The following is a 26,271-nucleotide window of genomic DNA, read 5'->3' on the forward strand; positions in this document are numbered from 1 at the left end:
GTAACGCCGGCCGGTCAGCCGCCGGGCCGCAACTCGACCTTGACCCAGCCGTGGCGGCGCTGGTCGAACTGCTTGTAGGCCTCGATGACATCAGTCATCGGTTCGATCTGCGTGATGATGGAGGTCGGGTCGACGCTGCCGGTGTTCACCATGTCCACAAGGCGCGGGATGTAGCTGCGGTGGTTGCAGTTTCCCATCTTCACCGTCAGGTTCTTGTTCATCGCGGCGCCAATCGGGAAGAACTGGTCGGTCTGCGGATAGACGCCGATGATGCCGAGCGAACCTGCCTTCGCCAGGGTCTGCACCGCCCAGGTGATGGCCTGGGACGGGCCGTCCCCCGGCTTCCACAACGTACCCTGCGGCTTGGCATCCGGCGCGATCTTGCTGACCTGCTGGTCGAACTCCCTGGCCTGTTCGCCGCTGACGGCGGCGGGACCTTGCTTTGGCCGCTCTGAATCGATGCCCACGGCGTCGACGGCACGGTCCGGGCCGATGCCGCGAGTTAGTTCCTTGATGACCTCGACGGGATCTTCCTCGTTGAAGTTGATCGTCTCGGCGCCCAGTTCACGGGCCTTGTCCAACCGGTCGGCGTGGCCGTCGATGGCGATGACGCGGTGTGCGCCCATCTGGAAGGCGCTGATGATGGCAAACAACCCAACAGGCCCGCAGCCCCAGACGGCGACAACATCGCCTTCCGTGACCTCGGCAAGGTCGGCGCCGAAATAGCCGGTGGGATAGATGTCGGAGAGCAGGATCGCCTGGTCGTCCGTCACGTCGCCGGGCAGGCGGATCAGGTTGTGGTGGGCGAAGGGAATGCGCGCGTATTCCGCCTGCAGCCCGTCGAACGGCCCTGTCGGCTCCGGCCCGCCAAAGAAGGCGGTACCGGCCGTCGGGCCGTTGGGGTTGGCGTCATCGCACTGGGCGGAGTAGCCGGAGCGGCAGTAGGAGCAATTGCCGCAGCCAATGGTGGATGGCACCACCACGCGGTCGCCACGGCGCAGGTTGCGGATGCCGCGCCCGACTTCCTCGACAATGCCGACGCCTTCATGGCCCAGAATGGTGCCGGGCTTCATGCCGGGGAAGGTGCCACGGATCATATGCAGATCCGTTCCGCAGATCGCACTGGAAGTCAGGCGGATGATGGCGTCGGTCGCGTGCTGGATCTTGGGTTCCGACACGGTGTCGAGCCGGATATCACCGATCCCGTGGAAGACGACGGCCTTCATGCGACATTCCCTCTGCTCAATCTGCCGAGGATTAATCGTCGTGGCGCGTGATGGCTGCGTGGAGGACGGTCAGAATTTTGTGCTTAACCATAAGGTTAGGCATAACTCGATCGGATTTCTGGCTGTCCGATGCTGGAGACTTCGCACATATGGCAAAGCTGCTGTTCTATGCAAGATAGTGGTAATCCATCAGCCAAAACATCAGCTCGGCCATCCGCCCGTCAGGCCGTAGCCGGCTGCTGATCCGCCATCAGTGTGCGAATACACTCGGCATCGGCGCTGGTGACGGGGTTATAGACGATCATACCAAGGTCAGGCCGGCCGTCGATCGCGAAGCCAGAATATTCCAGCGTGATCACGCCCATGGCCGGGTGGTGCAGGCGCTTGATGCCTTCGCCGTGGTAGCGCACATCGTGCTCCCGCCAGAAGGCCGCGAAATCGGCGCTGGTGCGGCAGAGTTCCTCGGCCAGCCGGTCAATCTCGGCCACCGCGCCAGCGCGCGCCGCATCGGCGCGGAAGGCGCCGACCACGTGCCGGGCCATCGCCTGCCAATCCTCCTGCGCCGCGCGGATGCGGGGTTTCTGGAACACCAGCCGCAGGATATTGCGCTCCGCCGGCGGCAGGGCACCGTAGTCGGTCAGCACCGCCGCGGCGGCACGGTTCCAGGCCAGCACGTCCCAGGTGGCGGTCTTGATGATGGCGGGGCTGACCTCCAGCGTATCCAGCAGCCGTTGCAGGCGCGGTGTCACGCCCTGGGCGGCGCGGTAGCGCACCTGTGGCGGGTGGCCCAGCCCCAGCATGAAGAGATGCTCGCGCTCGGTCTCCGTCAACATCAGGCCGTGGGCCAGGCGGTCGAGCACATCGGCCGAGGGCGCGCCCCCACGTCCCTGTTCCAGCCAGGTGTACCAGGCGGGGCTGATATTGGCCCGCTGCGCCACCTCCTCCCGCCGTAGCCCGGGTGTGCGCCGCCGGGGGCCGGAAAGGCCAAGGGACGCCGGGTCCAGCCGCGCGCGCCGGTCCTTCAGATAGGCGCCCAGTCTGTTGTCGGGCTGTGCGGGCATGCGGATCCTGTTAGTGCTTATCATAGGATGCGGTCACGTCTTCACCCCGTCACCGCCGGCATCGATACCACCGTCCAAGCCATCACGGAGATATCGATCATGCGCGTTTTCCTCACCGGCGCCACCGGCTTCATCGGTTCCGCCATCATTCCGGAACTCATGGGCGCCGGGCACCAGGTGCTGGGCCTCACGCGGTCCGATGCCGGGGCGCTGGCCCTGGCCGCCGCCGGCGCCGAGGCGCACCGGGGCGATATCCAGGACCTGGAAAGCCTGCGCCAGGGCGCCGCCGCGTGCGACGGCGTCATCCACACCGCCTTCGACCACGACTTCGCCCATTTCGCCCATAACTGCCAGAAGGACGGGCGGGCGATCGAGGCCTTGGGCGACGCCCTGGTGGGTTCGGACCGGCCGCTCGTCATCACCTCCAGCACCGCCATGGGTGCGCCGGCGCCGGGCGAGCGGGCGCTGGAAACGCATTTCGACCCCGGCCACCCCAATCCACGCGTCGCGTCCGAACTGGCGGGGCAGGCGGCGGCGGCGCGGGGCGTCAATATCTCGGTGGTACGGCTGTCGCAGATCCATGACGTGGCAAAGCAAGGCCTCGTCACCAGCATGATCGAACTGGCCGGCCGGACAGGCGTCTCGGCGTATGGGGCGGGGGATCGCAATGGCTGGTCGGCCGCGCATATCTCGGATACGGCGCGGCTGTACCGGCTGGTGCTGGAGGCAGGCACGCCGGGCGCCCGCTACCACGCCACCGCCGAGGAGACGATCCCGTTCCGGGACATCGCCGCCGCCGTGGGCCGCCGCATCGGCGTCCCGGTCGTGGAACTGCCGGCGGCGGAGGTGGCGGGCCATTTCGGCTGGCTGGCCACGTTCGTCAGCAAGGACCTGTCGGCCTCCAGCGCCTGGACCCAGGCGGCGCTGGGCTGGTCCCCGCGCGGCCCCGGATTGCTGGCGGATATCGACAGCAAGCAGCGCCAGGAAGCTGACCGTTCCTTAGCGCTTCGCGGGGAAGGGTCCGGCACCGCATTGCCCAAGCGTGATGCCTTCGGCCAGGCCCAAGGCCGCCCAGGCAGGAATTTCTCCGATTCATCCAGATGCGCGCGAATAAACTGCCTCGCCACCTGGTCTTTGAAGCATCTTCGGCCTGGCCATGGACGGTGAGACGGATGCGAATGGGGCGGCTGAGGCGGGAGAGGCGCGTCCCGGGTCCGACGTGGCCGGGTGGATGGCTTCCACAGGAGCGGGTGGGCCGCGCGGGAAGGCACTGGCCTGAACCGCTGGGGGCGTGGCTTCGGCCTGCACAGGCGGATGAGGCCCAGGCGTGAAATGGCGCGGCCGGCCCCAACCCGGACGGCGCGAGGATGCCGCACGGCCGGAATTCGAGGACGTCGTGCTCACGCATCTGGACGCCGCTTACGGCCTCGCCCGCTGGCTGGTGCGAGACCCCAATCTGGCGGAGGACGTCGTGCAGGAAGCGGTGCTGCGGGGCATCAACTACTTTGCCTCCTTCCGGGGGGAGGATGGCCGCGCCTGGCTCATGCGGATCGTCCGCAACACGGCTTACACGATGCTTGCCGCCCGCCAGCAGGCGGGGCGGATCGAGGCCGGGGATTCCGACGCGGTGCTGGACGTGCCGGACCCGGATGACGGGCCGGAACTCGCCCTGTCCCGCCAGGATGACGCGGCGCGGCTGGAGCGTGCCCTGGCGGCACTGCCGATTGAATTAAGGGAATGTCTTGTTCTCAAGGAGATTGAAGAACTTTCGTATAAGGAAATCGCTCATATCACCGGGGTACCCATCGGCACCGTCATGTCCCGTCTCTGGCGGGCGCGCCGGGCGCTGATGGTGGCGGAAGGAGCGGCCGACGATGAGCAGTAATCATTGCCAGGAGATGCGGCTGCTCCTGCAAGCGGACGTCGATGGCGAATTGCAGGCGGCCGAGGCCGCGCGCGTCGCCGCCCATCTCGACTCCTGCCCGGATTGTTCACGCCTGCAGCAGCAATTGCTGGCGCTCTCCGCCACCCTGCGGGACACGCTGCCGAAGCACAGTGCACCGGAGCATCTGCGCCAGGCGGTGCGGGCGCGCCTGCGAGGCGCCCCAGGGCGTCAGGCGGCGGCGCGGCGCTGGCCGGTCGGCATTGCCTCCGCCCTGGTGGGCATCGCGGCCAGCCTGGCCTTGTTCGCCGTGTTGCCGATGCGGGGGGCGGATGGCATGCAGGACTGGGTGGTGGCCGCGCATGTGCGCGCGTTGCAGCCGCAGCACCTGCTCGATGTCGCCTCGACGGACCGGCATACGGTCAAGCCGTGGTTCGCCGGGCGCCTGTCCTTCTCCCCTCCGGTGCGGGACCTGGCGGCAGACGGCTTCCCGCTGATCGGCGCGCGGCTAGACTCCCTGCCGGGCAGCGAGGCGGCGGTACTGGTCTACCGGCGGCGGGAACACGTCATCAACCTGTTCATCTGGCCGGCGACGGCGGAGGGCGAGACGGCCGAAGGCAGCCGCGACGGCTACAACTTCGTCCACTGGGCGGCGGACGGCATGACGTTCTGGGCGGTCTCCGACCTCAATGCGCAGGAGCTGCTGGAATTCGCTGGCCGCGTGCGTTGAGGGCGGCGGAATTTTTCATGCAAAGCCAGTGAAACACCGCCCGGACCGCGAATAAACCGCCGCCCGGGATGGTCTTTGATGAGCCGCTACGAGGAGGGGCTCATGTCGAAGGCATCGAGGCATTCCGGGCTGGGGAGGTACGCCCCGGGACCGGGCGCCGCCCCGGCTGGCCGCATCCAGGAGCACCGCCGGTGAGCGCGACGTTGACCGCGCTGATGATCGGCATCGGGGTCGGCCTGACCGTCGCGGCGCCCATCGGGCCCGCCGCCATGCTGTGCATCGAGCGGACGCTCTCCGCCGGCGTCACGCGCGGCATCGCCACCGGCTGCGGGGTGGCCACCGTGCACCTCGTCTACGGCGCCCTGGCGGTGGCCGGCAGCATCGGCCTGGCACAGGCCTGGCTGCAGACGGCGCTGGTCCCGTTCGCGTCCGGCCTCATCCTGCTGTGGTTCGCCGCCCGCGTGCTCCGGCGTACCACCGTCATGGCCGTCGGCTCCGGCGTGCCGCCGACGCTGGTTTCCTCCTATTGCGGCGCGGTCGGGTTCGGCTTCCTCAACCCGACGACTCCGGTGCTGTTCGCCGCCATGGCGCCGACGCTGATCGGCCAGGGGCCGGCCACGCTGGCACCGGCATTGATCACCGGCGTCTTCGTCGGCTCGCTGGCATGGTGGTGCGTGCTGAGCGGCGGCATCTCCCTGCTGCGCAGCCGGATGACGAGCCGCGCGCTCGGCCTGCTGAACAAGGGCGCCGGCATGGCACTCGCCGGCCTGGCGGTGGCCATGCTGGTCCGTGCCTGGAACGGCTGAGCCGGCTTAGCGCGCGCGCCGGCGGGGCTCCGGCGCGCGCAGCCGCTCCAGGATGATGCCGGCGCCGTAGCGCATGTCCTGCACCACCAGGTCGCCGGCCTCGTAGGGGGAGCGACGGCGCAGCGCGTCGATGATCTGACCGTGCAGCGCGGAATCGGACGCGCGGTACAGCATCCCGGCATATTGCCGGCTGACCAGCGGGCCGGTGAGCAGCCACAGGCTCTCGATGGTCCGCACCAGCACCTCGTTGCCGGAGGAGCGGTAGATGCGGAAGTGGAGGGCGCGGTTGCAATCCATCGCCGTCTTCCACGCGTGGGCCTGCTCCGCCTCGGTGAACTGGGCGTCCAGCGCCTCCAGCTCCGCCAGCATCTCCTCGGTCACGTGCATGGTGGCCAGCACGGTGGCCATGCGTTCCAGCGGCACGCGCACCTCCAGGATGCGCATGTAGTGCTCGGGCGAAAGGATGGTGACGCGTGGCTGGTGGCCGGGCTTCAGCTCCAGCGCCCCCTCCCGCACCAGTTGCATGATGGCTTCGCGCACCGGGGTGGGGGAGGTCTGGCTGAGCTGCGACAGCTTGCGGATGTTCAGCTTGTCGCCCGGCTCATAGTGGCCGGACATCAGGGCGACGCGCAGCTGGGTGTAGATCTTCTCCGACAGGCTGCTGCGTTCGATGAGGTCCGGCTCGGGCAGTTCATCGGACATGGGCGGCCTCCGGTCGGGTCTGGGCGGATGGTAGCAGGTTTCGGCGGCGGGCCAGATGGCCGGTCGGCAGGCTCAGCCGGCGCTGTCCCCCAGCCGCCGCAGGTACTCCACCAGGTCGCGCCCGCCTTCCAACAGGTCGGCCCGCAGGGCGGCGCGGGAGGCGGCGGCATCGTGGGCGCGCAGCGCGTCCAGGATATCCAGGTGCCGGTGGCGGCCGGGGTAGGACGGCGGCGCGTGCGGGTAGTGGAAGGCGTGCACCGGGCCGTTGCGCAGCCAGATATTGTCGATGATCGCCATGAGCTGCGGCATGCCGGCGGCGGCGTAGAGGCCGCGATGGAACGCCCAGTTGGCCCTGTTCGCCTCCACCCCGTCGCCTGCCGCCTCGGCGGCGACCAGGCGCTCATGCGCCTCCGCCAGCGCGGCGATGCCGGCTGCGTCGATGCGGCCGGCGGCCGTCTCCGCCGCCAGCCCCTCCAGCTCCAGCCGGATAGTCCGCAGCTCCAGGTAACTGTCGTGGTCGAGGCCGGAGACGGTGATGGAGCGCGCGGCCTCGATCCGCACGGCGCCGGTCCGGGCCAGCTGCATGATTGCCTCCCGGATCGGCGTTTCCGAGACGCCCATGGTGGCCGCCAGGTCCCGTACCTTCAGCCGCTGGCCGGGGTGGAGGCGGCCTTCGAAGAGGGCTGCCTCCAGCTCCGCATAGACCCGCATGGTGAGGCTTGAACGCTTGACCGGCATCACTTCAGGCGTGGCCGCCACCATTCCGCTCCATAACCAGTGTCAGAGGGCGGCTCCTTAGCACGCCGGGCTGCCGCGCCAAGCCGTGTAGGCCGTCACGGCTGCGCCTCCGCCCCGCCCCACAGGCCGGCGATGCGGGCGGCGGCGTCCATCTGCCCCTCCAACATGGCGCGGCCGGCGATCACGCGGCAGCCGCGTGCCTGCGCCGCCGCCATCAGCGGCGTGACGGAGGGGGTCATGATGACCTCCGCCACGATGCAGTCCGGGGTCAGCGCCTCGGTCGGCAAGGGCAGCGCGTCGCCTGGCTGCATGCCGAGGGAGGTGGTATTGACCACCAGCCCGAAGCCCGCCGGATTGGCCGGCCCGGCCTCGCAAGTGCAGGCGGGGTAGGCGGCCTGCACCGCCGCCGCCAGCTCCGCCGCCTTCTCCACCGACCGGTTGGCGATGCGCAGATGCCGCACCCCGGCTGCGGCCAGGGCGAAGGCGATGGCCCGCCCCGCACCCCCGGCACCCACCTGCAGCACGGACAAGCCCGCCGGGTCGACGCCGCCCTGGCGCAGGCCGGCGATGAAGCCGATGCCGTCGATATTGTCGCCATGCAGCCGGCCATCGGCGCCGCGGCCGACGAAGTTGACGGCGCCGACGGCGCGCGCCCGCTCCGTCACCGCATCCAGCAGCGGCACCACCGCGATCTTGTGCGGAATGGTGACGCCGAAGCCCGCCACATTATGCAGCCGACGCAAGCCTTGCAGCACCGTCTCCAGCTCCGGCGGCCGTACATGCAGCGGAGCGACCACCGCATCCACGCCTTGCCGCTGGAAGAAGTCGGTCAGCAGGGCCGAGCCCCGGACGTGCTCGACCGGATCGGCGAGGATGAACAGGATGCGCGTCTGCCCGGTGACGGTCGCGGTCCGCAGTGTCTGGTCCAATGCGCCGTTCCTCAAACCGCCAGGGGCGGGCGGTGCTGCGCCCAGGGTGCCGCGGCCTCGAACGCCGCCGACATCTGCAGCACGCCGAGGTCGTCGAAGCGCCGGCCGACGATCTGCAGGCCCACCGGCAGCCCGGCGCTGGTGAAGCCGCAGGGAATGGAGGCCGCCGGGTTCTGGGAAAGGTTGAACGGGTAGGAGAATTCCGCCCAGCTCATCCAGTCCCACGGATGTTGCGGCCAGTGCGGCGGCTGCAGCAGCTCCGCCGGGAAGGCGGCGACCGAGACGGCCGGGGTCAGCAGGAAGTCCCAGTCCTCGAAGAAATGATGGATCTCGGCGCAGTAGGCGTACTTCACCAGCCGCATCGTCTGGTACTCGGCCAGGGTGATGTGCTGCCCGGCCTCGATGCAGGCGATGAAGCCAGGGTCCATCTGGTCCCGCATCTCCGGCACGCGGTCGGCGTAGCGGCTGAAATGGGCGGGCCAGAAGAAGCGCGCCAGGTCCGGCCCACGCGGGCCCCAGGGGGTGGCGGGCTGTTCCACCGGCAGGTCCAGCGCCGTCTCGAAGCGGGCGACGGCCTGGCGGACCAGCTCGGCCACTTCCGGGTCCACGCGGGCATGGCCCAGGTCGGGGCTGTAGGCGATGCGCGGCCGGCCCGGCCGCTGCCCCAGCAGGCGCGGATAGTCGGCCGGCTGCGCCTCCAGGCTGGACTGGTCGTCCGGGTGCGGGCCGCTCATCACCTTCAACATCAGCGCCGCATCGGCGACGGTCCGGGTCAGCGGCCCCAGATGCACGGTGTAGTCGCTGGCCGCCATCGGCGATTGCGGGATGCGGCCGTAGCTGGGCTTCAGCCCGTAGACGCCGCAGAAATGCGCCGGCATGCGGACGGAGCCGGCGCCGTCGCTGCCCTGGTGCAGCGGCCCATAGCCCGCCGCCGCGCCGACGCCCGCGCCGGCCGAGGACGCGCCGGCGTTGTAGCCGTGCTTCCACGGATTATGCGTGATGCCGGTGAGGGGGCTCTGGCTCACCCCCTTCCAGCCGAATTCGGGCGAGGTGGTCTTGCCGAGGATGATGGCCCCCGCCTGCCGCAGGCGGGAGACCGTCACGTTATCCGCTGCCGGCACATGGCCGCGGCGCAGCGCCGTGCCGTGCTCCATCGGCATCCCGGCCACCGCCTCATGATCCTTGATGGTGACGGGGATGCCGTGCAGGGGGCCGAGAGTCGCCCCCTTCATCACCGCCGCGTCGGCGGCCTCGGCGGCGGCGAGCGCCTCCTCGGCCGCCAGGTAGGCGAAGGCGTTCAGCTGCGGCTCCAGCGCCTCGATACGCCGCAGCACGGCGCGTGTGGCCTCGCTGGGGGAGACACGCTTCGCGCGGATGGCGTCCGACAGCTCGGTCGCCGGCATGAAGCAGAGATCGGTATCATCCATGGTGCGGCATTAGGCCTGTTTGCGGAGATTGTGGAACAGCGGCATACCCTTGAGGACGCCGCTGAGGGATTTGCGATAGGCCGTGGTCTGGTAGAACAGGCCAAGCGGGATGTAGGGGATGTCCTCGAAAGCCTGTTGCTGGATCTCGCGGCAGATCCGCTTCTGCTCCGCCTCGTCATCGCTGGCGATCCAGGCCTCGCGCAGTTCCTCGATGCGCGGGCTGCGCGGCCAGCCGAACAGCGCGGCATCGCCGGCGCCACGCAGGTAGGAATGCGCGGCGGGGGTGCGGCAGCCGAAGCCGGCGGCGTAGTTGCAGTTGATGCTCCAGCCGCCCTGCTCCAGCGGCGCGCGCGAATTCAGCTTCTGCGACACCGTCGCCCAGTCCAATGACTGGTAGTCGAGGTTCATTCCCAGCTTGCGGAAGATGTCGCCCGCCACTTCGCTCATCGCGTTCAGCACGGGGAAGTCAGCGGGCGCGGCCAGCACCACGCGCTCGCCCTTGTAGCCGGCCTCCTTCAGCGCGGCGCGGGCTTTGTCGAGATCACGGGGGCCGGTCAGCGCCGCCATGCCGACATCGTTGGCCATCGGCGAATCCGGCTGGAAGAAGCCGATCTTGTCCTTCCACATGGTGGCGTCGGTACCGGCCACGGCGGTCATGAAATCCGCCTGGTTGATGGCGCCCAGCACCGCGCGGCGGATGGCGGGATTATCGAAGGGCGGATGCAGGTGGTTGAAGCGCATCACGCACATCAGTCCGGCGGTATCCATCACCTCCACATTGATGTTGCGGTTGCGCTTCAGCAGGTCAATGAAATCGCCCGGCGGCTGTTCCCACCAGTCGATCTCGCCGGACTGCAACGCGGCTGCCGCCGTCGCCGCATCCGGGATGGTGTGCCATTCCACGCGATCCACATGCGCCGCCTTACCGCCGGCCCAGAAGCTGGCGGCACCCTGGCGCGGGCGATAGCCGTCCCAGCGCTCGTACACCGCGCGCGCGCCCGGCACCCGTTCCGACGCCAGGAAGCGGAAGGGGCCGGAGCCGACGACTTCCGGCACCTGGTCCGTGATCGGCGTGGCGGCGTGCCGTTCCTGCATGATCACCGGCAGTTGCGGCGCCGGCTTGCCCAGGACGTCCGGCAACAGGCGGAACGGCTTCTTCAATTGGAAGCGCACCGCCTTGTCGGACGAGGGCGTCAGGGATTCGACCTGCGCGAACAGCGTGCGCGCATAAGTATCGCGCTGCCCCCAGCGGTTGAGGCTGGCGACGACATCCTGCGGTGTGACCTTCTTGCCATCCTGGAAGGACAGGCCGTCCCGCAGCGTCAGCACCCATTCCAGCTTGTTGTCGCTGACGACGAAGCCTTCCAGCATCTGCGGCAGCGGCCTGTACTCGTCATCCACGCCGAACAGCGTGTCGTACACCATGGCGGCGTGGTTGCGGGTGACGTAGGCGTTGCTCTGGATCGGGTCGATCGAGGCGAGGTCCGCCTGCGGCGAGAAGCGCAGCACGGATTTCGGGTCGGCCGCGCGGGCCAGGCGTGGGGCGGCGAGGGCGGCTGCCGCCACGCCGAGCATCAGGTCACGACGTTGCATCGGTGGTCCTCCAGGTGGGTGTGAACAGCATCCCTGCGTCTTTTTTTCTTGGCTCAGAGCGAGGCGACGGCGGCGAAGCCGTGTTCGGCCGCGGCGAGTGCCGTATCGATATCGGCTTCGGTATGCGCGGCGGAGAGGAACATGTTATGGCGCGGATGAAAGTAGACGCCATGCGCCAGCATGGCGACGCAGAACGCATCGCCCTTGCGGCTGCCGATATCGTCGTCGAACAGCACCAATGGCATCTGCGGTGGGCCGCTCTGCCGCAGCGCGATGCCATGCCGTTGCGCGCCCGCCGCCAGCCCGTCCCGCAGCCGCTGGCCAAGGCGGGCAAGCTGGCCCGGCACGTCGTCCCGCAGCACCACGCCCAGCGTTGCCAGCGCCGCCGCCATCGGCACCGCGCCGCACCAGAAGGAGCCGGTGACGAACAGGCGTGAGGCAGCCTCCCGCAGCCACTCCGCCCCCGTGACGGCGGAGATGGGGTAGCCGTTGCCGATGGCCTTGCTCCAGGCGCTGAGGTCGGGCCGGACGCCCAGGGTTTCCCAGCTGCCGCCCGCATGCAGGCGGAAGCCGGCGCGCACCTCGTCCAGGATCAGCGCGGCGCCCTTGGCATCGCAGGCATCGCGCACGGCACGGGCGAAGGCGGGGGAAGGCAGTTCCTGGTCCTGCGCCAGGTCGTGGCGGAACGCCGAGGCGATGATGCCGGCCAGGTCGTCGCCCGCCTCGGCCACCGCCTGCGCCAGGCTGTCCAGGTCATTGAACCGGTAATGCACCAGATGCGCCCGGTCCTCGCTGGTCACGCCGACCAGGGAGGGGGAGCACCAGGGCACGGCGCCATGATAGGCGCCGCGCGCGACCAGCAGCTTGCGCCGGCCGGTGGCGGCGCGCGCGAGGGTGGCGCAGGTGGTGGTGGCATCCGTGCCGTTCTTCTGGAACATCGCCCAGGCGGCGGCGGGCAGGGTTTCCACCAGCCGTTCGGCCAGTTCCACCATGACGGGGGCTGGCCCGTTCAGGCAGTCGCCCATGCGGCGCTGGCGCTCGGCCGCTTCCTCCACCTCCTGGTTCTGGTGGCCAAGCAGGTTGGGGCCCCAACTGCACATGAAGTCCAGGTAGCGATGGCCATCCACGTCCCACAGATGCGCGCCTTCGCCACGGGCGAAGAATTGCGGGTAGCCTTCCGGCAGCTTGGCGGCGTGCAGATGGCCCCACATGCCGGAGGGAACCACCCGCAGCGCCCGTTGGCGGAGGGCGGTGTCTTCGGAGTTGATCAAATGGTCCAACGCAGGCTTCCCTTTGCCGTCAGACGATATATCATCGACCATATCGGTAGCTTGCAAGGGTTTTCGTCATGGCTTCCAGCTTGATCCTCGCGGCCCTCGCGGATGACTTTACCGGCGCGGTCGAACTCGCGGCCATGCTGCGCAGCGGCGGCGCCCGGACCCGACTGGTCGTGGGGCCCGCAGCAATACCAGAGAATATCGGCGACGATCAGGCGCTGGTCGTGGCCCTGCGCAGCCGGGTAGCGCCACCCGGGGAAGCTGTGGCGGCGGCCGAGGAAGCGGTGGAGCACCTGCGTCCTCACCAGCCCCGCATGCTGTTTTTGAAATACTGCGCGAGCTTCGACAGCCTGGACACCGGCAATATCGGCAACGTCGCCGAAGTGCTGCACCGGCAGGGTGCGCCCGCGCCGGTGCTGTTCTGCCCCAGCTTCCCGGAAGCCGGACGCACCGTGTTCCGCTCCCACCTGTTCGTCCATGACCAGTTGCTGGCGGAATCGCCCAAGCGGCTGGACCCGCTGACGCCGATGACGCAATCCGACCTGCGGCGCATCCTGGCACCGCAGACCTCCCTCGGCGTCGGGGCGCTGCCTTATGAACGGGTGCTGGAGGGGCCGGACGCCATCCGCCGCCATGCCCTGGCCGAGCAGGCGGCGGGCCGGCCCTTCATCATCGCCGATGCCATCACCGAAGCCGATCTGCGCAGCCTGGCGGCGGCAGCGTGCGAGTGGCCGGTGCTGACCGGCGGGTCCTCCATCGCGGCCTGGCTGCCGCAGGCGTGGGTGACAAAGGGTTGGATGCAGGCGAACCGGCCGCCCTCCCTGCCGCCCATCCACGGCCCGGCCGCCGTGCTGGCAGGGAGTTGCGCCGACCGCACGCGGGAACAGGTGGTGGAATTCGCCCGCCGGCACCCGGTGCTGCAACTGGACCCGCTGGCGCCGGAAGCGGAGAGCCTGGCCCACGCCCTGGCCTGGGCGGCGCCGCGGCTGGAGCAGGGGCCGATCTGCATCACCACCTCCGCCGACCCGGAGCGGGTGGCGGCAGCACAGGCGGCGTTGGGCGCCATTCCCGCCGGCCGCCGGGCGGAGGCGCTGTTGGCCGCGCTGGCGGAAGCGCTGGTGCGGCAGGGCGTGCGGCGCCTGCTGGTCGCGGGCGGCGAGACCTCGGGCGCCGTGGTCGGTGCGCTGGGCATCCGCGACCTGCAGGTGGCGCCGTACCGGGAGATCGGCGTCGGCATCTGCCACGCAGCGGGGGCGGTGCCGCTGGCACTGTGCCTGAAATCCGGCAAGCTGGGCGCCGTCGACATGTTCCAGCGCACTCTTGAGGAAATGGAGACGTCCCTGTGAGCAACGAGCACGCCGAGACCCTGGCCTGGCTATATGGCGAGTTGGCGCGGCTGAACCTGAACTACGGCAGCACCGGCAATGTCAGTTGCCGCCAGGGCGACCACCTGCTGATCAGCCCGACCGGCGCCACGGCGGCGTCGCTGCGGCCGGAGCAGATGGTGCGGGTGAAGCTGGGCGGCAAGCCGGAGACCGGGACGTCGCCATCGAGCGAATGGGCCATGCATGCCGCTGTGTATGAAAGCTGCCCGGATGCCGAATGGGTGGTGCACACCCACGCCGATGCCTGCACCGCCCTGGCCTGCCTGGGCGAGCCGCTGCCGGCCTTCCACTACATCGTGCTGGGTTTTGGTGGGCATGAGGTGCCCTGCGCGCCCTACGCCACCTTCGGTACCCCGGCGCTGGCGGATTCCGTGCGGCGGACGCTGCCCGGCTACAAGGCCTGCCTGCTGGAGAACCACGGCATGATCTGCCATGGCCGGGACGCGGCCGGCGCGCTGGCCGCCGCCGTGCGGCTGGAGACGCTGGCGCGGCAATACATGCTGGCCCGCGCCGCTGGCCGTCCCCGCCTGCTGACGGAGCCGGAGATCGCCGACGCCCGTCTGCGCTACCGCAGCTACGGCCAGCCTGTCTCAGCCTGAGCCGAGGGGCGGGGCGGACACGCAGGCCTGAAGAGGTGGCGGGCCGCATTTGGGCCGCCGCCGCGCGCCCTCCGGCGTTAGGCCTGAACCACACCAGTGTTCAGGAGGCTGAGACATGGCCATCACGCAGGACAATTCAGGGCCGATGCCGGTGCCGGGCACTCGCGTCGTCATCACCGGCGCTTCCAGCGGCATCGGCGCGGCGACGGCGCTGGCCTTTGCCCGGCAGGGCTGCCGCCTGGTACTCGGCGCCCGGGGCGAGGAGGGGCTGGAGGATATCGCCCGCCGCTGCCGCGAGGCCGGTGGCATGGCGGAGGCCCGGCCGGTCGACGTGACCGATGCCGCCGCCGTCGCCAGCTTCGCCGCCGAGGCGCGTGGCATCCTGGGCGGGATCGATGTGTGGTTCAGCAATGTCGGCATCGGCGTCGTCGGCAAGTATCAGGACGTGCCGATGGCGGACCACCGCCGCGTCATCGAGGCCAACCTGATCGGCCACATGAACGACGCGCATGCGGTGCTGCCGATCTTCCTGGAGCAGGACCACGGCACCTGGATCAACATGATCTCGATCGGCGGCTTCCTCGCCTCGCCCTATGCCGCCGCCTACGCCGCCAGCAAGTTCGGCCTGCGCGGCTTCAGCGAGGCGTTGCGGGCGGAGGTCTCCCGCCACCCCCGCATCCATGTCTGCGACGTCTACCCGACCTTCGTCGATACGCCGGCGATCGGCCATGCCGGCAACTATACCGGCGCAAGGCTGACCTTCCCGCCCGGGTCGCTGGCGCCGGAGACGGTGGCGCAGGCGGTGGTGGCGCTGGCGGCGCGGCCGCGCAACACCACGGCGGTCGGCGCACCGGCCATGGCCTTCAAGCTCGGCCAGTTCGCTGCGCCCCATCTCAGCGCGTCGCTGATGAACCGCTTCATGGACTGGTGGTCCGCGCGCGCCGAGCGTGGCGACGACACGACCGGCTCGCTCTACGCCCCGCCCGCTGGCATCAGCGGCGTGGAAGGCGGGAACCGCCGGCAGGCCCAGACAACCCCGGTGACCAAGATGGCGATGGCGGCGGGCGGCCTCGTCCTCGCCGTCATGATGCTGCACCGGCGGCGCTGACCGGGCCGCCGGGCGCCGCGTTCAGTCGGCGCCCGGCTGCGCGGCCAGGCCGTGCGCCACGGTGGGTTCCGCGTGCGCCCCGGAAGCTGCCGGGCGCACGCGGAACCAGATGGCGTAGAGCGCCGGCAGGAAGACCAGGATCAGTACCGTGCCCACCGCCGTGCCGCCGATCAGCGTATAGGCCATCGAGCCCCAGAACACCGAGTGCGTCAGCGGCACGAAGGCCAGCACCGCTGCCAGGGCGGTCAGGATGACGGGGCGGGAGCGCTGCACCGTCGCCTCCACCAGTGCATGATAGGGGTCCAGCCCCGCTTCCTCGTTGTCGTGGATCTGGCCGATCAGGATCAGCGTATTGCGCATCAGGATACCCGCCAGCCCGATCAACCCGAGGATGGCATTGAAGCCGAAGGGCTGGCCGAACAGCAACAGCACCGGCACCACGCCAACCAGCCCCAGCGGCGCCGTCAGCACCACCATGGTCATCGCGGCGAAGGACCGGACCTGCAGCATGATCACCAGCAGCGTCAGCGCGAACATCACCGGGAATACCGCGGCAAGCGCGGCATTGGCCTTGCCTGCTTCCTCGATGCTCGCTGCGGCCTCGATCCGATAGCCCGGCGGCAGCGTGGCGCGCAGCGGCGCCAGTGCCTCGATCAGTTCCTTGGAGACTTCCGGCGGCTGCATCGTCTCGTCGATGTCGCCGCGTACGGTGATGGTGGGCAGGCGGTCGCGGCGGCGTTGCAGCGGCGTTTCCATCCGCACCTCCAGCCGGCCGATCTGGCTCAGCGGAATGATGGCGCCGTCGCGGGAGGTGAGCGTCAGCGCATTCAGCCGCGCCGGGTCCAGCCGCGTCTCGCCGGCACTGCGGGCGACGACGTCGACGGTGCGGATATCCTCGCGCATCTGCGTCACGGTCACGCCGCTGAGCAGGAACTGCAGCTGCTGCGCCGCCTCGGCCGGGGAGAGGCCGATCAGCCGCAGCCGGTCCTGGTCCAGCACGAAATGCGCGGTCGGGCTGCGCGGGCCCCAGTCCCGGTTCACCTGCCGCATGTGGCGGTTGTCGCGCATCACCGCCTCCGCCTGGTCGGCGATGCGCAGCACCTCCGCCTCCTGCGGGCCGGTGACGCGGAAGGCGACGGGGAAAGGCGAGTAGGGGCCAAAGACCAGCTGGGTGACGCGCAGCTGCGCTTCGGGCGCAAGGCCGGCGGCGATGCGCTCCCGCATCCGGTCCCGCAGCGTGTCCCGCGCGGCCGGGCCGGGCGTCAGCACGACGATCTTGGCGAAGGCGGGGTCCGGCAACTCCGGCGACATCGCCAGGTAGAAGCGCGGCGCGCCCTGGCCGAGATAGCTGGTGACGATGCGCGCTTCCGGCTGTTCCCGCAGCCAGGCTTCGACCTTCTCCACGGCGTTGCCGGTCGCGCCGATGCTGGTGCCTTCCGGCATGCGGACTTCCACCAGCAGTTCCGGCCGGTCGGATGCCGGGAAGAATTGCTGCTTCACCCCGCCCATGCCTGCCACCGCCAGCGCGAAGACGCCCAGCACCAGCGCGGCGACGAGGAACTTGCGCCGCACCGACCACGCGACCAGCGCGCGCAGCTTGCGGTAGCCGGGCGTGTCGTACATCGCCGCATGGCCGCCCGCGACGGGCTTGACCTCAGGCAGCATGACGACGCCGAGATAGGGCGTGAAGGCGACGGCGACGATCCAGGACGCCATCAGCGCGAAGCCGACGATCCAGAAGATGTTGCCGGCATACTCGCCGGCGGTGGAGCGGGCGAAGCCGACCGGCATCAGCCCGATCACCGTCACCACGGTGCCGGAGAGCATCGGCGCGGCCGTGTGGCTCCAGGCAAAGGCGGCGGCGCTGATGCGGTCCATCCCCTCCTCCATCTTCACCACCATCACCTCGATTGCGATGATGGCATCGTCCACCAGCAGGCCGAGCGAGAGGATCAGCGCGCCGAGGGTGATGCGGTCGAACACCCGGCCCGTCGCCATCATGATCAGGAACACCAGCGCCAGCGTCAGCGGCACAGCCGCCGCCACGATCAGCCCGGCGCGCCAGCCCAGGCTGAGCAGGCTGACCAGCAGCACGACGCCGAGCGCCATGAAGAACTTCAGCATGAACTCGCCGACCGCCTCGTCGATATTGACGGCCTGGTCGCTGATCTTGCTGAGCGTCACGCCGAGCGGCAGTTCCTGCTGGATGCGCGCCGTCTCCTGCTCCAGCGCCCGGCCGAGGTCGAGGCCGTTCCAGCCCTCCTGCATCACCACGCTGAGCGCCATCGCCGGTTCGCCATTATGGCGGATCAGGAAGCTGGCGGGGTCCTCGTAGCCCCTGCGGATCTCGGCCACGTCGGAGAGCCGCAGGTTGCGCCCGCGGGCGACCAGCGGCGTCGCGGCGATGGTCTCCACGTCGTCATAGGCGCCATCCAGGCGCAGTTGCACCTGCGGCCCGCTGGTCTCGATGGAGCCGGCGGGCGAGACGGCGTTCTGCCGCTGCAGCGCCGCGAAGATGTCCTGCGCGCTGATGCCAAGCGTGGCCAGGCGCGGATAGGAGAACTCTACGAAGATCCGCTCCGGCCGCTCGCCCAGGATGTCCACTTTCTTCACGCCGGGCACGTGCAGCAGGCGCTGGCGGATCGTCTCCGCCTGGCGCGCCAGCAGGCGCGGCGGCAGGCCGGGCGCCTTCAGCGCGTACAGGCCGAAGGTGACGTCGGAATACTCGTCGTTGACGAAGGGGCCGAAGGCGCCGGCGGGCAGGCGCCGTGCCTCGTCGGCCAGCTTCTTGCGGGCCTGGTAGAACTGTTCCTGCACCGTGGCCGGGGGCGTGTCGTCCCGCAGCGTCAGCGTCAGGAACGCCAGGCCCGGGCGCGTCACCGTCTCCACCCGGTCGTACCAGCGCAGTTCCTGCAGGCGCTTCTCCAGCGGCTCGGCCACCAGATCCTGCATTTCCTGCGCGGTGGCACCGGGCCAGGCGGCCTGCACCGTCAGCACCTTGATGGTGAAGGCCGGGTCCTCGGCCCGCCCGAGCTGGAAGAAGGCCAAGGCGCCGGCCAGGGCGATGCCCAGGATGAGGAACAGCGTGACCGAGCGCTCCCGCACCGCCAGCGCGGACAGATTGAGGCGGCTCACCGCGAGGCCTCCAGCGTGGCGAGGCGAATGGCCTGGCCGTCATGCAGCAGATGGGCGCCCAGCGCCGCGACCTGCTCGCCCATGGCGACGCCTTCCACCAGCGCTTCCTCCGCGCCCAGCTGCCGTACCTGGACCGGGCGGAACCGCACGACCGCCCCGGCCGGGTCCAGCACCCAGACGCCGGTGCGGCGTCCGTCGTCATGCAGAGCACCAAGCGGCACGGCCACGCTGCCCGTGGCCGCCACCGCGCGCAGGCGCAGCGTGACGGTGCTGCCAAGCGGTGCCTGCGCGGCCGCGCCCTCCAGCACGAAGCGGGCTTCGTAGGTACGGCTCGCCGGGTCGGCGGCGTCCGAGAGCTGGCGCAGCCGGGCTGGAGAGCCGACGGCCGTGCTGCCATAGACCGTGGCCAGGGCAGGGGTGCCCAGCGGCGGGCGGAGATCCTCCGGCAGGTTCACCGCCGCCTCGCGCGGGCCGGCCTGGGCCAGGCGGATCACCGGCTGGCCGGCGGCGACGACGGCGCCCGGCTCGGCCAGCACCTGCATCACCACGCCATCGGCATCGGCGCGCAGCACGGCGTAGTCGGCCTCGTTGCTGGCCACCTGGGCCTGGGCCTCGGCGGCGGCCAGCGCGGCGCGGGCGGTCTCCAGCGCCGCGCGGGCGGCCTCATAGCGCTGGCGGGACACCCAGCCCTGGGCCAGCAACTGACGATAGCGGGTCTCGTCCGCCGCCGCCTGCACCGCCGTGGCGCGCGCACTGGCCACGGCATTGCGGCGGGCCACCAGCGCCAGGCCGAGGTCCTTCTCGTCCAGCCGGGCGAGGGGATCGCCCCGGCGCACCGTCTGCCCGGCATCGACCAGCCGGGCCGTGACCTTGCCGGCGACGCGGAAGGCGAGGTCGCTCTGCACCCGGGCGCTGACGGAGCCGGTGAAAGCGCGTTCCTCCTCCGCCGCCGGCCGGGCCGTGGCCAGTAGAACCAGCGGCGGTGCCTGCCGTGGGTCGGAAGCCTCGCCCGGCTTGGCAGCGCGCAGGGGCAGTGGGCCGAAGCCGCCGGAGAGGGTGACGAAGCCCGCGGCCAAGGCCACGAGCACCCCGGCCAGGGCGAAACCGAGTGTCTTCTTCCGCATCAGGGAGCTTCCCGGCCCATTGGCCTATAAGGTGCATATACATGTATTTGGGTGGCGTACCGCAGTCGCGCCCGCGCGTCAGGTGGGGGCGATGGCATCGAGGGCCTCCCACATGCCGGGCAGGGCGGCGGCGGGGATGTCCCGCTTCACCGCCTCATTGGTCGCGCGCCAGCGCTGCGCCGCCTGGGCCAGCAGGCTGCGGCCTGGGTCGGTCAGCGCCACCCGCTTCACGCGGCCATCCCGCGTATCCGGCTGGATGGCCAGCAGGCCACGGCGTTCCAGCACCCGCAGGTTACGGGTCATCGTCGTCCGGTCCATGGCCATCTGCGTCGCCATGTCGTTGACGCTGGGCGCTTCCGTGCTCGCCAGCCACATCAGCAAGGTGAACTGCCAGTTGTTCAGCTTCAGGTCGCGGAAGGCCTGGTCGAACCTGCGGCCGATGGCGCGGCCCGCCCGCTGCACGCGCATGCAGACGCAGGACGCTCCCACTTCGCGGATCAGATTCGGGTCAAGCACTGGAGTATCAGCCATGAGCCTATAATGGTGCATATGCACGTATATGCAAGGGATAGCTGCGACGGGGGCGGTGTCCTGTCCCGCCATAGGCCGCCGTGGCATACCCGCCTGGCCAGAATACGAGACAGGCCATGCTTGAAGATCACGAGTTGCCAGCGCTGCGCATCCGCACCACCGCCGAGGTGCCGGACGTCATCCCCCTCGTCGCGGAGCGGATCTGGGCGGCGTGGTGGCATGACGATGGCTACCCGCTGCAGGCGATCGCGGAGCGGCTGGCGGAGAGCCTGCATCCGGATGCGGTGCCAACCACCCTGGTCGCTTCGCGTGGCGCTGACTTCGCCGGTACCGTCTCGCTGATTGAATGCGACATGGAAGAACGGCCGGAATACAGCCCGTGGCTGGCCGCGCTGTGGGTCGAGCCCGCGCACCGTCGGCAGGGCGTAGCGGAGGCGCTGATGGAATCCGTGCTCGCGCTGGCGGCTGCGGGCAGCATCGGCACTGTCTATCTCTGCGCTACGCCAGACAATACGCCGTACTACGCGAAGCGTGGCTGGCGGCCGGTAGAGCAGGATGTCGCCGGCATGGATATCCTGTGCCGGTCTTCACCGGGGGTCCCACCCCACACCTAAGGCTGGGTTGGCTTTGGGTGACGTGGCTACCTAGGGTGGCGGCATCGCTTGGCAATGGGGAGACGGCGCGATGGCGGCAAGCAAGCATGTCCGGTCGCTGATCGGTGGCCATTTCGAGTTCCAGGGCGAACTCGGCTCCATCGCCCGGCTGGATGCCGATGAATTGCCGATCCTGAACCGGCTGTCCATCAAGCGGTTGCTGTTGGCCGAAGGCGCGATCAGGGAGCCGCACTGGCACGCCAACGCGACCGAGCTGAGCTATTGCGTCGCCGGCCAGGCACTGGTCAGCGTGCTTGGCAACGGCAGTGCCTTTTCATCCTTCCTGGTCGGGCCAGGACAGATGTTCCACGTGCCGTCCTGCGTGGTGCATCACATCGAGACTATCGGGCCCGGCACGGCCGAGTTCATCATCGCCTTCCGGCATGAGAGGCCGGAGGATTTCTCGATACGCGCGGCGTTTGGGGCGATGACAGACGCGGTGCTCGGCAACACTTACGATCTTCCCGGCGCCGCCTTCGCGGCGATCCCGCGCAGGACGGAGAGCGCCTTCATCGTCGCGCGGCAGGGGCCTGCCACGGTACCGGCGGCCGCCGCCTTCAATAGCCCGCATCAATTCGACATCGAGGCGCAGAACCCGCTGCTGGCCTCGCCCGCCGGTACGGCGCGCTTTGCCCGGGAGCAGTTCTGGCCGGCCTTGCGCGATATCTCGATGTACTCGCTACGGATCACGGACAAGGGGATGCGGGAGCCGCACTGGCATCCGCAGACCGCCGAGATGGGCTATGTCCTGCACGGCCAAGCGCGGATGACGGTGCTGGACCCGGATGGCAGCACCGAGACCTATGCGCTGCAGCCAGGCGACGTCTATTTCATCCCGCGCGCCTACCCGCACCATATCGAGCAACTGGGCAACGACGAGGTCCATTTCCTCATCTTCTTCGACCAACCGACACCCGGCGATATCGGCTACCGCGCGACAGCCTCTGCTTTCTCCCGCAGCGTGCTGGCGGCAACGCTGGGGGTGACGGAGGCAGTGCTGCCGCCATTGCCCTTCACGCCGTCCGACCCGCTGGTGGTGGGCCGGGTGAATCCGCGCGATGCGTGACTGAGGCGTGGCGGCCTCAGCCGGGTGTCGCCGCTGACCCCGCCAGAAGGCCGCCATCGATCGTCACTTCCGTCCCCGTCATGTAGCTGGCTTCGTCCGAGGCCAGCATGGCGGCGACCGCGGCCACTTCCTCGGGCATGCCGAAGCGGCGCAACGGTGTATCGGCGACCAGCGCGGCCATGCGGTCCTCCCGGCCCGGGTCTGGCCCCAGCATGGGCTCCCAGATCGGCGTCAGGATGGCGGCGGGGTGGATCGAGTTGCAGCGGATCGCCCATCCCTGTTGGGCGCAGTACAGCGCGACGGTCTTGCTGTGGTTGCGGATGGCTGCCTTGGAGGACGCATAGGCGGCAGCCGCCGGAATGCCGACCAGGCCGGAGCGCGAGGAGATGTTGATGATGGACCCCTTCGCCCGCGCCTTCATCGCCCCAATGGCGTAGCGGCAGCCGAGGAAGGTGCCATCCAGATTAACGCGGTGCACGGCGTGCCAGTCATCCAGGCTGGCATGTTCCGGGTCGTGCGGCACCGGCCCGTTCTCGAACCCCGTGATGCCGGCATTGTTGACGACGACATCGACGGTGGGAACCAGCGCCGCCAGCCGCAGCCAGTCGGCCTCGTCGCCAACATCCAGCCGGATGAAGCGCGCGCCGATCTCGGCCGCGGTGGCCATGCCCGCGGCCTCGTCCACATCGGTCACGATGACCGTGGCGCCTTCCAGGCCGAAGCGGATGGCGATGGCGCGGCCGATGCCACGCGCCGCGCCGGTGATGACGCAGAGCTTCTCGTTCAACCGTTGCATGGGCACCCCGCAGGCAAAATGTGATGGGCAGGGCAGGGGATCAGCGAACCCTCCGCCAGCGGCCTAGCCCGCCGTAATCAGTTCCTGGATGCGGCTCGCCAGCGCTTCCATCGCGAAGGGCTTGGTCACAACGTGCATGCCAGGCTCCAGGTGCCCGTTGCCGACCACGGCGTTCTCCGCATAGCCGGTGATGAACAGCACCTTCAGATCGGGGCGGCTGACCCGGGCCATGTCCGCCATCTGCCGGCCGCTCATGCCGCCGGGCAGGCCCACATCCGTCACCAACAGGTCCACCCGGGCGCCCGACCGCAACACGGCGAGGCCGGAGGCACCGTCCGCCGCCTCGATCGCCGCATAGCCCAGCTCCTCCAGGATCTCCATCACCAGCATGCGGACCGTCGGCTCGTCATCGACCACCAGCACCGTCTCGCCCGCCCGTGCGCGGGGCGCGGCGGAGAGCTCCGGCTCCGCATCGGGCTCGTCCGCCGTGCCGAGGTGGCGGGGCAGGTAGATGCGCATCGTCGTGCCCTGGCCCAGCTCGGAATAGATGCGGACCTGGCCGCCCGACTGCCGGGCGAAGCCGTAGATCATGGAGAGGCCGAGGCCGGTGCCCTGGCCGAGCGGCTTGGTTGTGAAGAAGGGCTCGAACGCCTTGACCACGATCTCGGGCGGCATCCCCGTTCCGGTATCGGTCACGCTGATCGCCACGTACTGGCCGGCGGCCATGTCGCGCTCCCGCGCCGCACGGGTATCCACCCAGGTATTCGTCGTCTCGATGGTCAGGCGTCCGCCATCCGGCATCGCGTCCCGCGCATTGATGCAGAGGTTGAGCAGCGCGTTCTCCAGCTGGTTGGGGTCCACCAGCGTCGGCCACAGCCCGGCGGCGGCGACCACCTCCACCTCGATCGCCGGACCCACCGTCCGCCGCACCAGTTCCTCCATCCCGGAGACGAGGCGGTTGGTGTCGGTCGGCCTTGGGTCGAGCGTCTGCTGGCGGGAGAAAGCGAGCAGCCGGTGCGTCAGCGCCGCCGCGCGCCGGGCGGAGCCCTGCGCCGCGAGGACGTAGCGGTCCACATCGTTGTAGCGCCCCTGGGCGATGCGCGTGGCCAGCAGCTCCAGCGACCCGGTGATGCCGGTCAGGAGGTTGTTGAAGTCATGCGCCAGCCCACCGGTCAGCTGCCCGACGGCTTCCATCTTCTGGCTTTGGCGCAACTGCTCCTCGGCCAGCATCAGGTCGGCCGTGCGCTCGGCCACGCGCTGCTCCAGCGTCTCGTTCAGCGCGCGCAGCGCGGCGGCGGCGCGGTCGCGCTCGGCTTCCACCGCGCGGCGTTCCTCGACGTCGATGAGCACGCCGGGGAAGCTCAGCGGCGTGCCATCCGGCGCCAGGTCGACACGGCCATTCGCCTCGATCCAGTAGTAGTTCCCGTCGGCACGGCGCACACGGTACTGGTGGGCATAGGCGCCGCCGCGCGCGATGACCTCGCTGATGGCATTCGCCAGGCCCGGCTTGTCGTCCGGGTGCACGGTCTCCACCACCTGTCGCAGGCTGAGGCCCGTGCGGCCAATTGCGGGGTCCAGGCCGAAGGCGCGCGCGAAGGCCTCGTCCACCGTGAACTGGTCGGTCGGCAGGTCCCACAGCCAGGTGCCGACGATGGCCCCGGCGGCGAGCGCCAGCTGCACGCGCTGCACATTCTCCCGCGCCAGCGCCTCGCTGGCACGCAAATCGGCTTCCGCCTGTCGCCGCGCCGTGACATCGCGGAACATGACAGAGACCTGGCGCCGGCTGGGCGGCTCGATCCGTGCGGCGGAGACGTCGATATGCCGCCCGGCGGCGATGAAGTGGCGCTCGAACCGCGCGGCCTCGCCGGTGCGCAGCACGTTGCCGTACAGCTCCAACCAGCCATCCGCCTCGGCCGGCGCGATGTCGCGCAGCGTCTTGCCGACGACATCCTTGATGCCGGTGTGCCGCTCGTAGCCCGGGTTCGCCTCGACATGGACGTAGTCGCTCATCGGGCCGTGCGGACCGTCGATGAATTCGATAATGCAGAAGCCGTCGTCGATCGCCTCGAACAGCGCGCGGTAGCGTTCCTCGCTCCGCGTCAGCGCATCCAGCGTCCGCCGCTGGTCGGTGATGTCGCGCACCACGCCAAACACGCGCAACGTCCGCCCGCTGTCGTCGCGCTCGATCTCGGCGCGGCGGGAGAGCCAGCGCTGCGCGCCATCCCCAGCGCGGCGGATGCGGTACTCCACGTCGGACGGTGCACCGGCGGACAGGCTCATGGCGGTGCTGGAGACAAGGAAGGCGTCCTCGTGCAGGACAAGGCACTCCACCTCCGCCGCCGGGATGCGGTCCCGCGGCGGCAGGCCGTGCAGCCGGCAGAACTCGGCGGTGACCTTCAGCATGTTGTCCCGCACGTCGAGCGAGAACACGCCGACGCCGCCGGCGACCTGCGCGCGCTGCAGCGAGGCCTCGGCCTCCCGCAACGCCTGCTCGGCCTCGTACTCCGCCGTGCGGTCCCGCAACATGCGCAGGTAGCCGACATGGGCGCCGCGTTCGTCCCGCAGCGCCATCATCTCGTCCGACGCCCAGAAGCGGGAGCCGTCCTTGCGCTGGTGCCAGCGCTCGTCATTAGCCCGGTCCCGCTGCAGCGCCTGCCGCATCTCCGCCTCGGGCACCCCGGCCTGCCGGTCGTCCGCAGTGAAGAACTCGTTCGCCGGCTGGCCGAGCATCTCGGCCTCCGACCAGCCGAGGATATTCTGCGCCCCGCTGTTCCAGCCGGTGACGCGGCCTTCCAGGTCGGTGGAGATAATGGCGAGTTCGACGGCGCTGTTGAGCGTCTGGCGGCGGAGGGAGTCCGAGCGATCGCGCTCGGCCAGGGCGCGGCGGAGGGCGATCTGGCTGCTGGCCTGGGAGGCCAGCGCCTTCAGGGCGTAACGCTGGCGTTCGTCCAGCCCCGCGCGTGGCTTGGTGTCGATGACGCATAACGCGCCGACCGGCAGGCCCTCCGACATCAGCGGCACGCCCGCGTAGAAGCGGATGCCCGGACCACCGGTCACCAGGGGGTTGTCGGCGAAGCGCGGGTCCTTGCTCGCATCGGGCACCACCAGCCCTTCGGCATCCAGCATCGCGGTGGGGCAGAAGGCGATGTCGCGCGGGATATGGCGGGTGCCGAGGCCGATCTCGGCCTTGCCCCACTGCCGGTCCTCGGCCACGAGATGGACGCCGGCCATCGGCACCCCGATCAGCTCGGCGGCCAGGCGTACCAGGTCGTCATAGGCCTGTTCCGGCGCGGTATCGAGCAGGCCGGTGCGGTAGAGGGCGGCGAGGCGCTCCTCCTCCGTCCAGCTGGCCGGGGGGTTTGGCTCCGTCATGACGCTCAGCCTCTCCGCGCGGCCATGGGGGCCGAAGGCGCGGGACGGCACGGAAGGACGGGCCCGGTGGCCGGGCGGCGCTGCGCGGGGACCGGCCGCACCCTGTCGATGCGTCGCAGGCCAGGAGCGGA

The 26,271-nt window shown here is 69.9% G+C and carries 22 protein-coding genes; 9 read left to right on the plus strand and 13 right to left on the minus strand.

Going from position 1 to position 26,271, the window contains the following annotated elements; genetic code table 11:
* Positions 1-14 precede the first annotated feature (14 nt).
* Positions 15-1,226 (minus strand): zinc-dependent alcohol dehydrogenase, encoded by a 1,212-nt coding sequence (locus tag IBL26_RS00985; protein WP_187782563.1) that lies wholly within the window; start codon positions 1,224-1,226, stop codon positions 15-17.
* 221 nt (positions 1,227-1,447) lie between these two features.
* Positions 1,448-2,287, minus strand: coding sequence for a helix-turn-helix transcriptional regulator (locus IBL26_RS00990; protein ID WP_187782564.1), 840 nt, complete (start codon positions 2,285-2,287; stop codon positions 1,448-1,450).
* Positions 2,288-2,386: 99 nt separating this feature from the next.
* Here IBL26_RS00990 and IBL26_RS00995 point away from each other — a divergent pair, with 99 nt between their 5' ends.
* The 4 genes from IBL26_RS00995 to IBL26_RS01010 all read left to right on the plus strand — a co-directional run bounded on the left by IBL26_RS00995 (position 2,387) and on the right by IBL26_RS01010 (position 5,705).
* The gene (locus IBL26_RS00995) at positions 2,387-3,454 is read left to right on the plus strand and encodes an SDR family oxidoreductase (RefSeq protein WP_187782565.1); all 1,068 of its coding nucleotides are present in this window, start codon (positions 2,387-2,389) and stop codon (positions 3,452-3,454) included.
* 160 nt (positions 3,455-3,614) lie between these two features.
* The gene (locus IBL26_RS01000; protein ID WP_187782566.1) at positions 3,615-4,172 is read left to right on the plus strand and encodes a sigma-70 family RNA polymerase sigma factor; all 558 of its coding nucleotides are present in this window, start codon (positions 3,615-3,617) and stop codon (positions 4,170-4,172) included.
* Positions 4,162-4,899, plus strand: a complete 738-nt coding sequence (locus IBL26_RS01005) for an anti-sigma factor family protein (RefSeq protein WP_187782567.1) — start codon at positions 4,162-4,164, stop codon at positions 4,897-4,899. The genes IBL26_RS01000 and IBL26_RS01005 overlap by 11 nt, the downstream gene beginning before the upstream one ends.
* Positions 4,900-5,090: 191 nt before the next feature.
* Positions 5,091-5,705: a LysE family translocator gene (locus IBL26_RS01010; RefSeq protein WP_187782568.1), complete on the plus strand. Its 615-nt coding sequence runs from the start codon at positions 5,091-5,093 to the stop codon at positions 5,703-5,705.
* A 6-nt stretch (positions 5,706-5,711) separates the two neighbouring features.
* Here the strand turns inward: IBL26_RS01010 and IBL26_RS01015 are convergent, their stop codons facing one another.
* The 6 genes from IBL26_RS01015 to IBL26_RS01040 all read right to left on the minus strand — a co-directional run bounded on the left by IBL26_RS01015 (position 5,712) and on the right by IBL26_RS01040 (position 12,374).
* Complete coding sequence (locus IBL26_RS01015; RefSeq protein WP_187782569.1) at positions 5,712-6,407, minus strand: GntR family transcriptional regulator; 696 nt, start codon at positions 6,405-6,407, stop codon at positions 5,712-5,714.
* Positions 6,408-6,479: 72 nt separating this feature from the next.
* The gene (locus IBL26_RS01020) at positions 6,480-7,166 is read right to left on the minus strand and encodes a GntR family transcriptional regulator (protein WP_206684110.1); all 687 of its coding nucleotides are present in this window, start codon (positions 7,164-7,166) and stop codon (positions 6,480-6,482) included.
* 74 nt (positions 7,167-7,240) lie between these two features.
* Positions 7,241-8,074, minus strand: coding sequence for a shikimate dehydrogenase family protein (locus IBL26_RS01025; protein WP_206684111.1), 834 nt, complete (start codon positions 8,072-8,074; stop codon positions 7,241-7,243).
* Positions 8,075-8,085: 11 nt separating this feature from the next.
* Positions 8,086-9,501: an amidase gene (locus IBL26_RS01030; protein WP_187782571.1), complete on the minus strand. Its 1,416-nt coding sequence runs from the start codon at positions 9,499-9,501 to the stop codon at positions 8,086-8,088.
* Positions 9,502-9,510: 9 nt separating this feature from the next.
* A complete protein-coding gene (locus tag IBL26_RS01035) occupies positions 9,511-11,094 on the minus strand; it encodes an ABC transporter substrate-binding protein (protein WP_187782572.1) in 1,584 nt (527 codons plus the stop codon).
* A gap of 53 nt (positions 11,095-11,147) precedes the next feature.
* Complete coding sequence (locus IBL26_RS01040; protein ID WP_241748819.1) at positions 11,148-12,374, minus strand: aminotransferase class III-fold pyridoxal phosphate-dependent enzyme; 1,227 nt, start codon at positions 12,372-12,374, stop codon at positions 11,148-11,150.
* 68 nt (positions 12,375-12,442) lie between these two features.
* Here IBL26_RS01040 and otnK point away from each other — a divergent pair, with 68 nt between their 5' ends.
* From otnK to IBL26_RS01055, 3 genes are all read left to right on the plus strand, one after another.
* On the plus strand, positions 12,443-13,717 hold the full coding sequence (gene otnK, locus IBL26_RS01045) for a 3-oxo-tetronate kinase (RefSeq protein ID WP_187782574.1): 1,275 nt from the start codon (positions 12,443-12,445) through the stop codon (positions 13,715-13,717).
* Entirely contained in the window at positions 13,714-14,355 is a 642-nt protein-coding gene (locus IBL26_RS01050; RefSeq protein ID WP_187782575.1) for a class II aldolase/adducin family protein, read from the plus strand. The genes otnK and IBL26_RS01050 overlap by 4 nt, the downstream gene beginning before the upstream one ends.
* Positions 14,356-14,470: 115 nt before the next feature.
* On the plus strand, positions 14,471-15,463 hold the full coding sequence (locus IBL26_RS01055) for an SDR family oxidoreductase (protein WP_241748821.1): 993 nt from the start codon (positions 14,471-14,473) through the stop codon (positions 15,461-15,463).
* Between the two features lie 21 nt (positions 15,464-15,484).
* Here IBL26_RS01055 and IBL26_RS01060 read toward each other — a convergent pair whose 3' ends face one another.
* The 3 genes from IBL26_RS01060 to IBL26_RS01070 all read right to left on the minus strand — a co-directional run bounded on the left by IBL26_RS01060 (position 15,485) and on the right by IBL26_RS01070 (position 20,238).
* Complete coding sequence (locus IBL26_RS01060; RefSeq protein ID WP_187782576.1) at positions 15,485-18,598, minus strand: efflux RND transporter permease subunit; 3,114 nt, start codon at positions 18,596-18,598, stop codon at positions 15,485-15,487.
* Entirely contained in the window at positions 18,595-19,722 is a 1,128-nt protein-coding gene (locus IBL26_RS01065) for an efflux RND transporter periplasmic adaptor subunit (protein WP_187782577.1), read from the minus strand. The genes IBL26_RS01060 and IBL26_RS01065 overlap by 4 nt, the downstream gene beginning before the upstream one ends.
* 78 nt (positions 19,723-19,800) lie before the next feature.
* Complete coding sequence (locus IBL26_RS01070; protein WP_187782578.1) at positions 19,801-20,238, minus strand: MarR family winged helix-turn-helix transcriptional regulator; 438 nt, start codon at positions 20,236-20,238, stop codon at positions 19,801-19,803.
* 131 nt (positions 20,239-20,369) lie between these two features.
* Here IBL26_RS01070 and IBL26_RS01075 point away from each other — a divergent pair, with 131 nt between their 5' ends.
* Together IBL26_RS01075 and IBL26_RS01080 are read left to right on the plus strand one after the other, a co-directional pair.
* Entirely contained in the window at positions 20,370-20,867 is a 498-nt protein-coding gene (locus IBL26_RS01075; RefSeq protein WP_187782579.1) for a GNAT family N-acetyltransferase, read from the plus strand.
* 70 nt (positions 20,868-20,937) lie between these two features.
* Positions 20,938-21,972, plus strand: a complete 1,035-nt coding sequence (locus IBL26_RS01080) for a cupin domain-containing protein (RefSeq protein ID WP_187782580.1) — start codon at positions 20,938-20,940, stop codon at positions 21,970-21,972.
* A gap of 16 nt (positions 21,973-21,988) precedes the next feature.
* Here the strand turns inward: IBL26_RS01080 and IBL26_RS01085 are convergent, their stop codons facing one another.
* Both IBL26_RS01085 and IBL26_RS01090 read right to left on the minus strand, forming a co-directional pair.
* On the minus strand, positions 21,989-22,768 hold the full coding sequence (locus IBL26_RS01085; RefSeq protein WP_187782581.1) for an SDR family oxidoreductase: 780 nt from the start codon (positions 22,766-22,768) through the stop codon (positions 21,989-21,991).
* A gap of 63 nt (positions 22,769-22,831) precedes the next feature.
* The gene (locus tag IBL26_RS01090) at positions 22,832-26,140 is read right to left on the minus strand and encodes a PAS domain S-box protein (RefSeq protein ID WP_187782582.1); all 3,309 of its coding nucleotides are present in this window, start codon (positions 26,138-26,140) and stop codon (positions 22,832-22,834) included.
* Between the last annotated feature and the right edge of the window lie 131 nt (positions 26,141-26,271).

This window comes from Teichococcus aerophilus, assembly GCF_014490485.1.
GTDB lineage: Bacteria > Pseudomonadota > Alphaproteobacteria > Acetobacterales > Acetobacteraceae > Pseudoroseomonas > Pseudoroseomonas aerophila.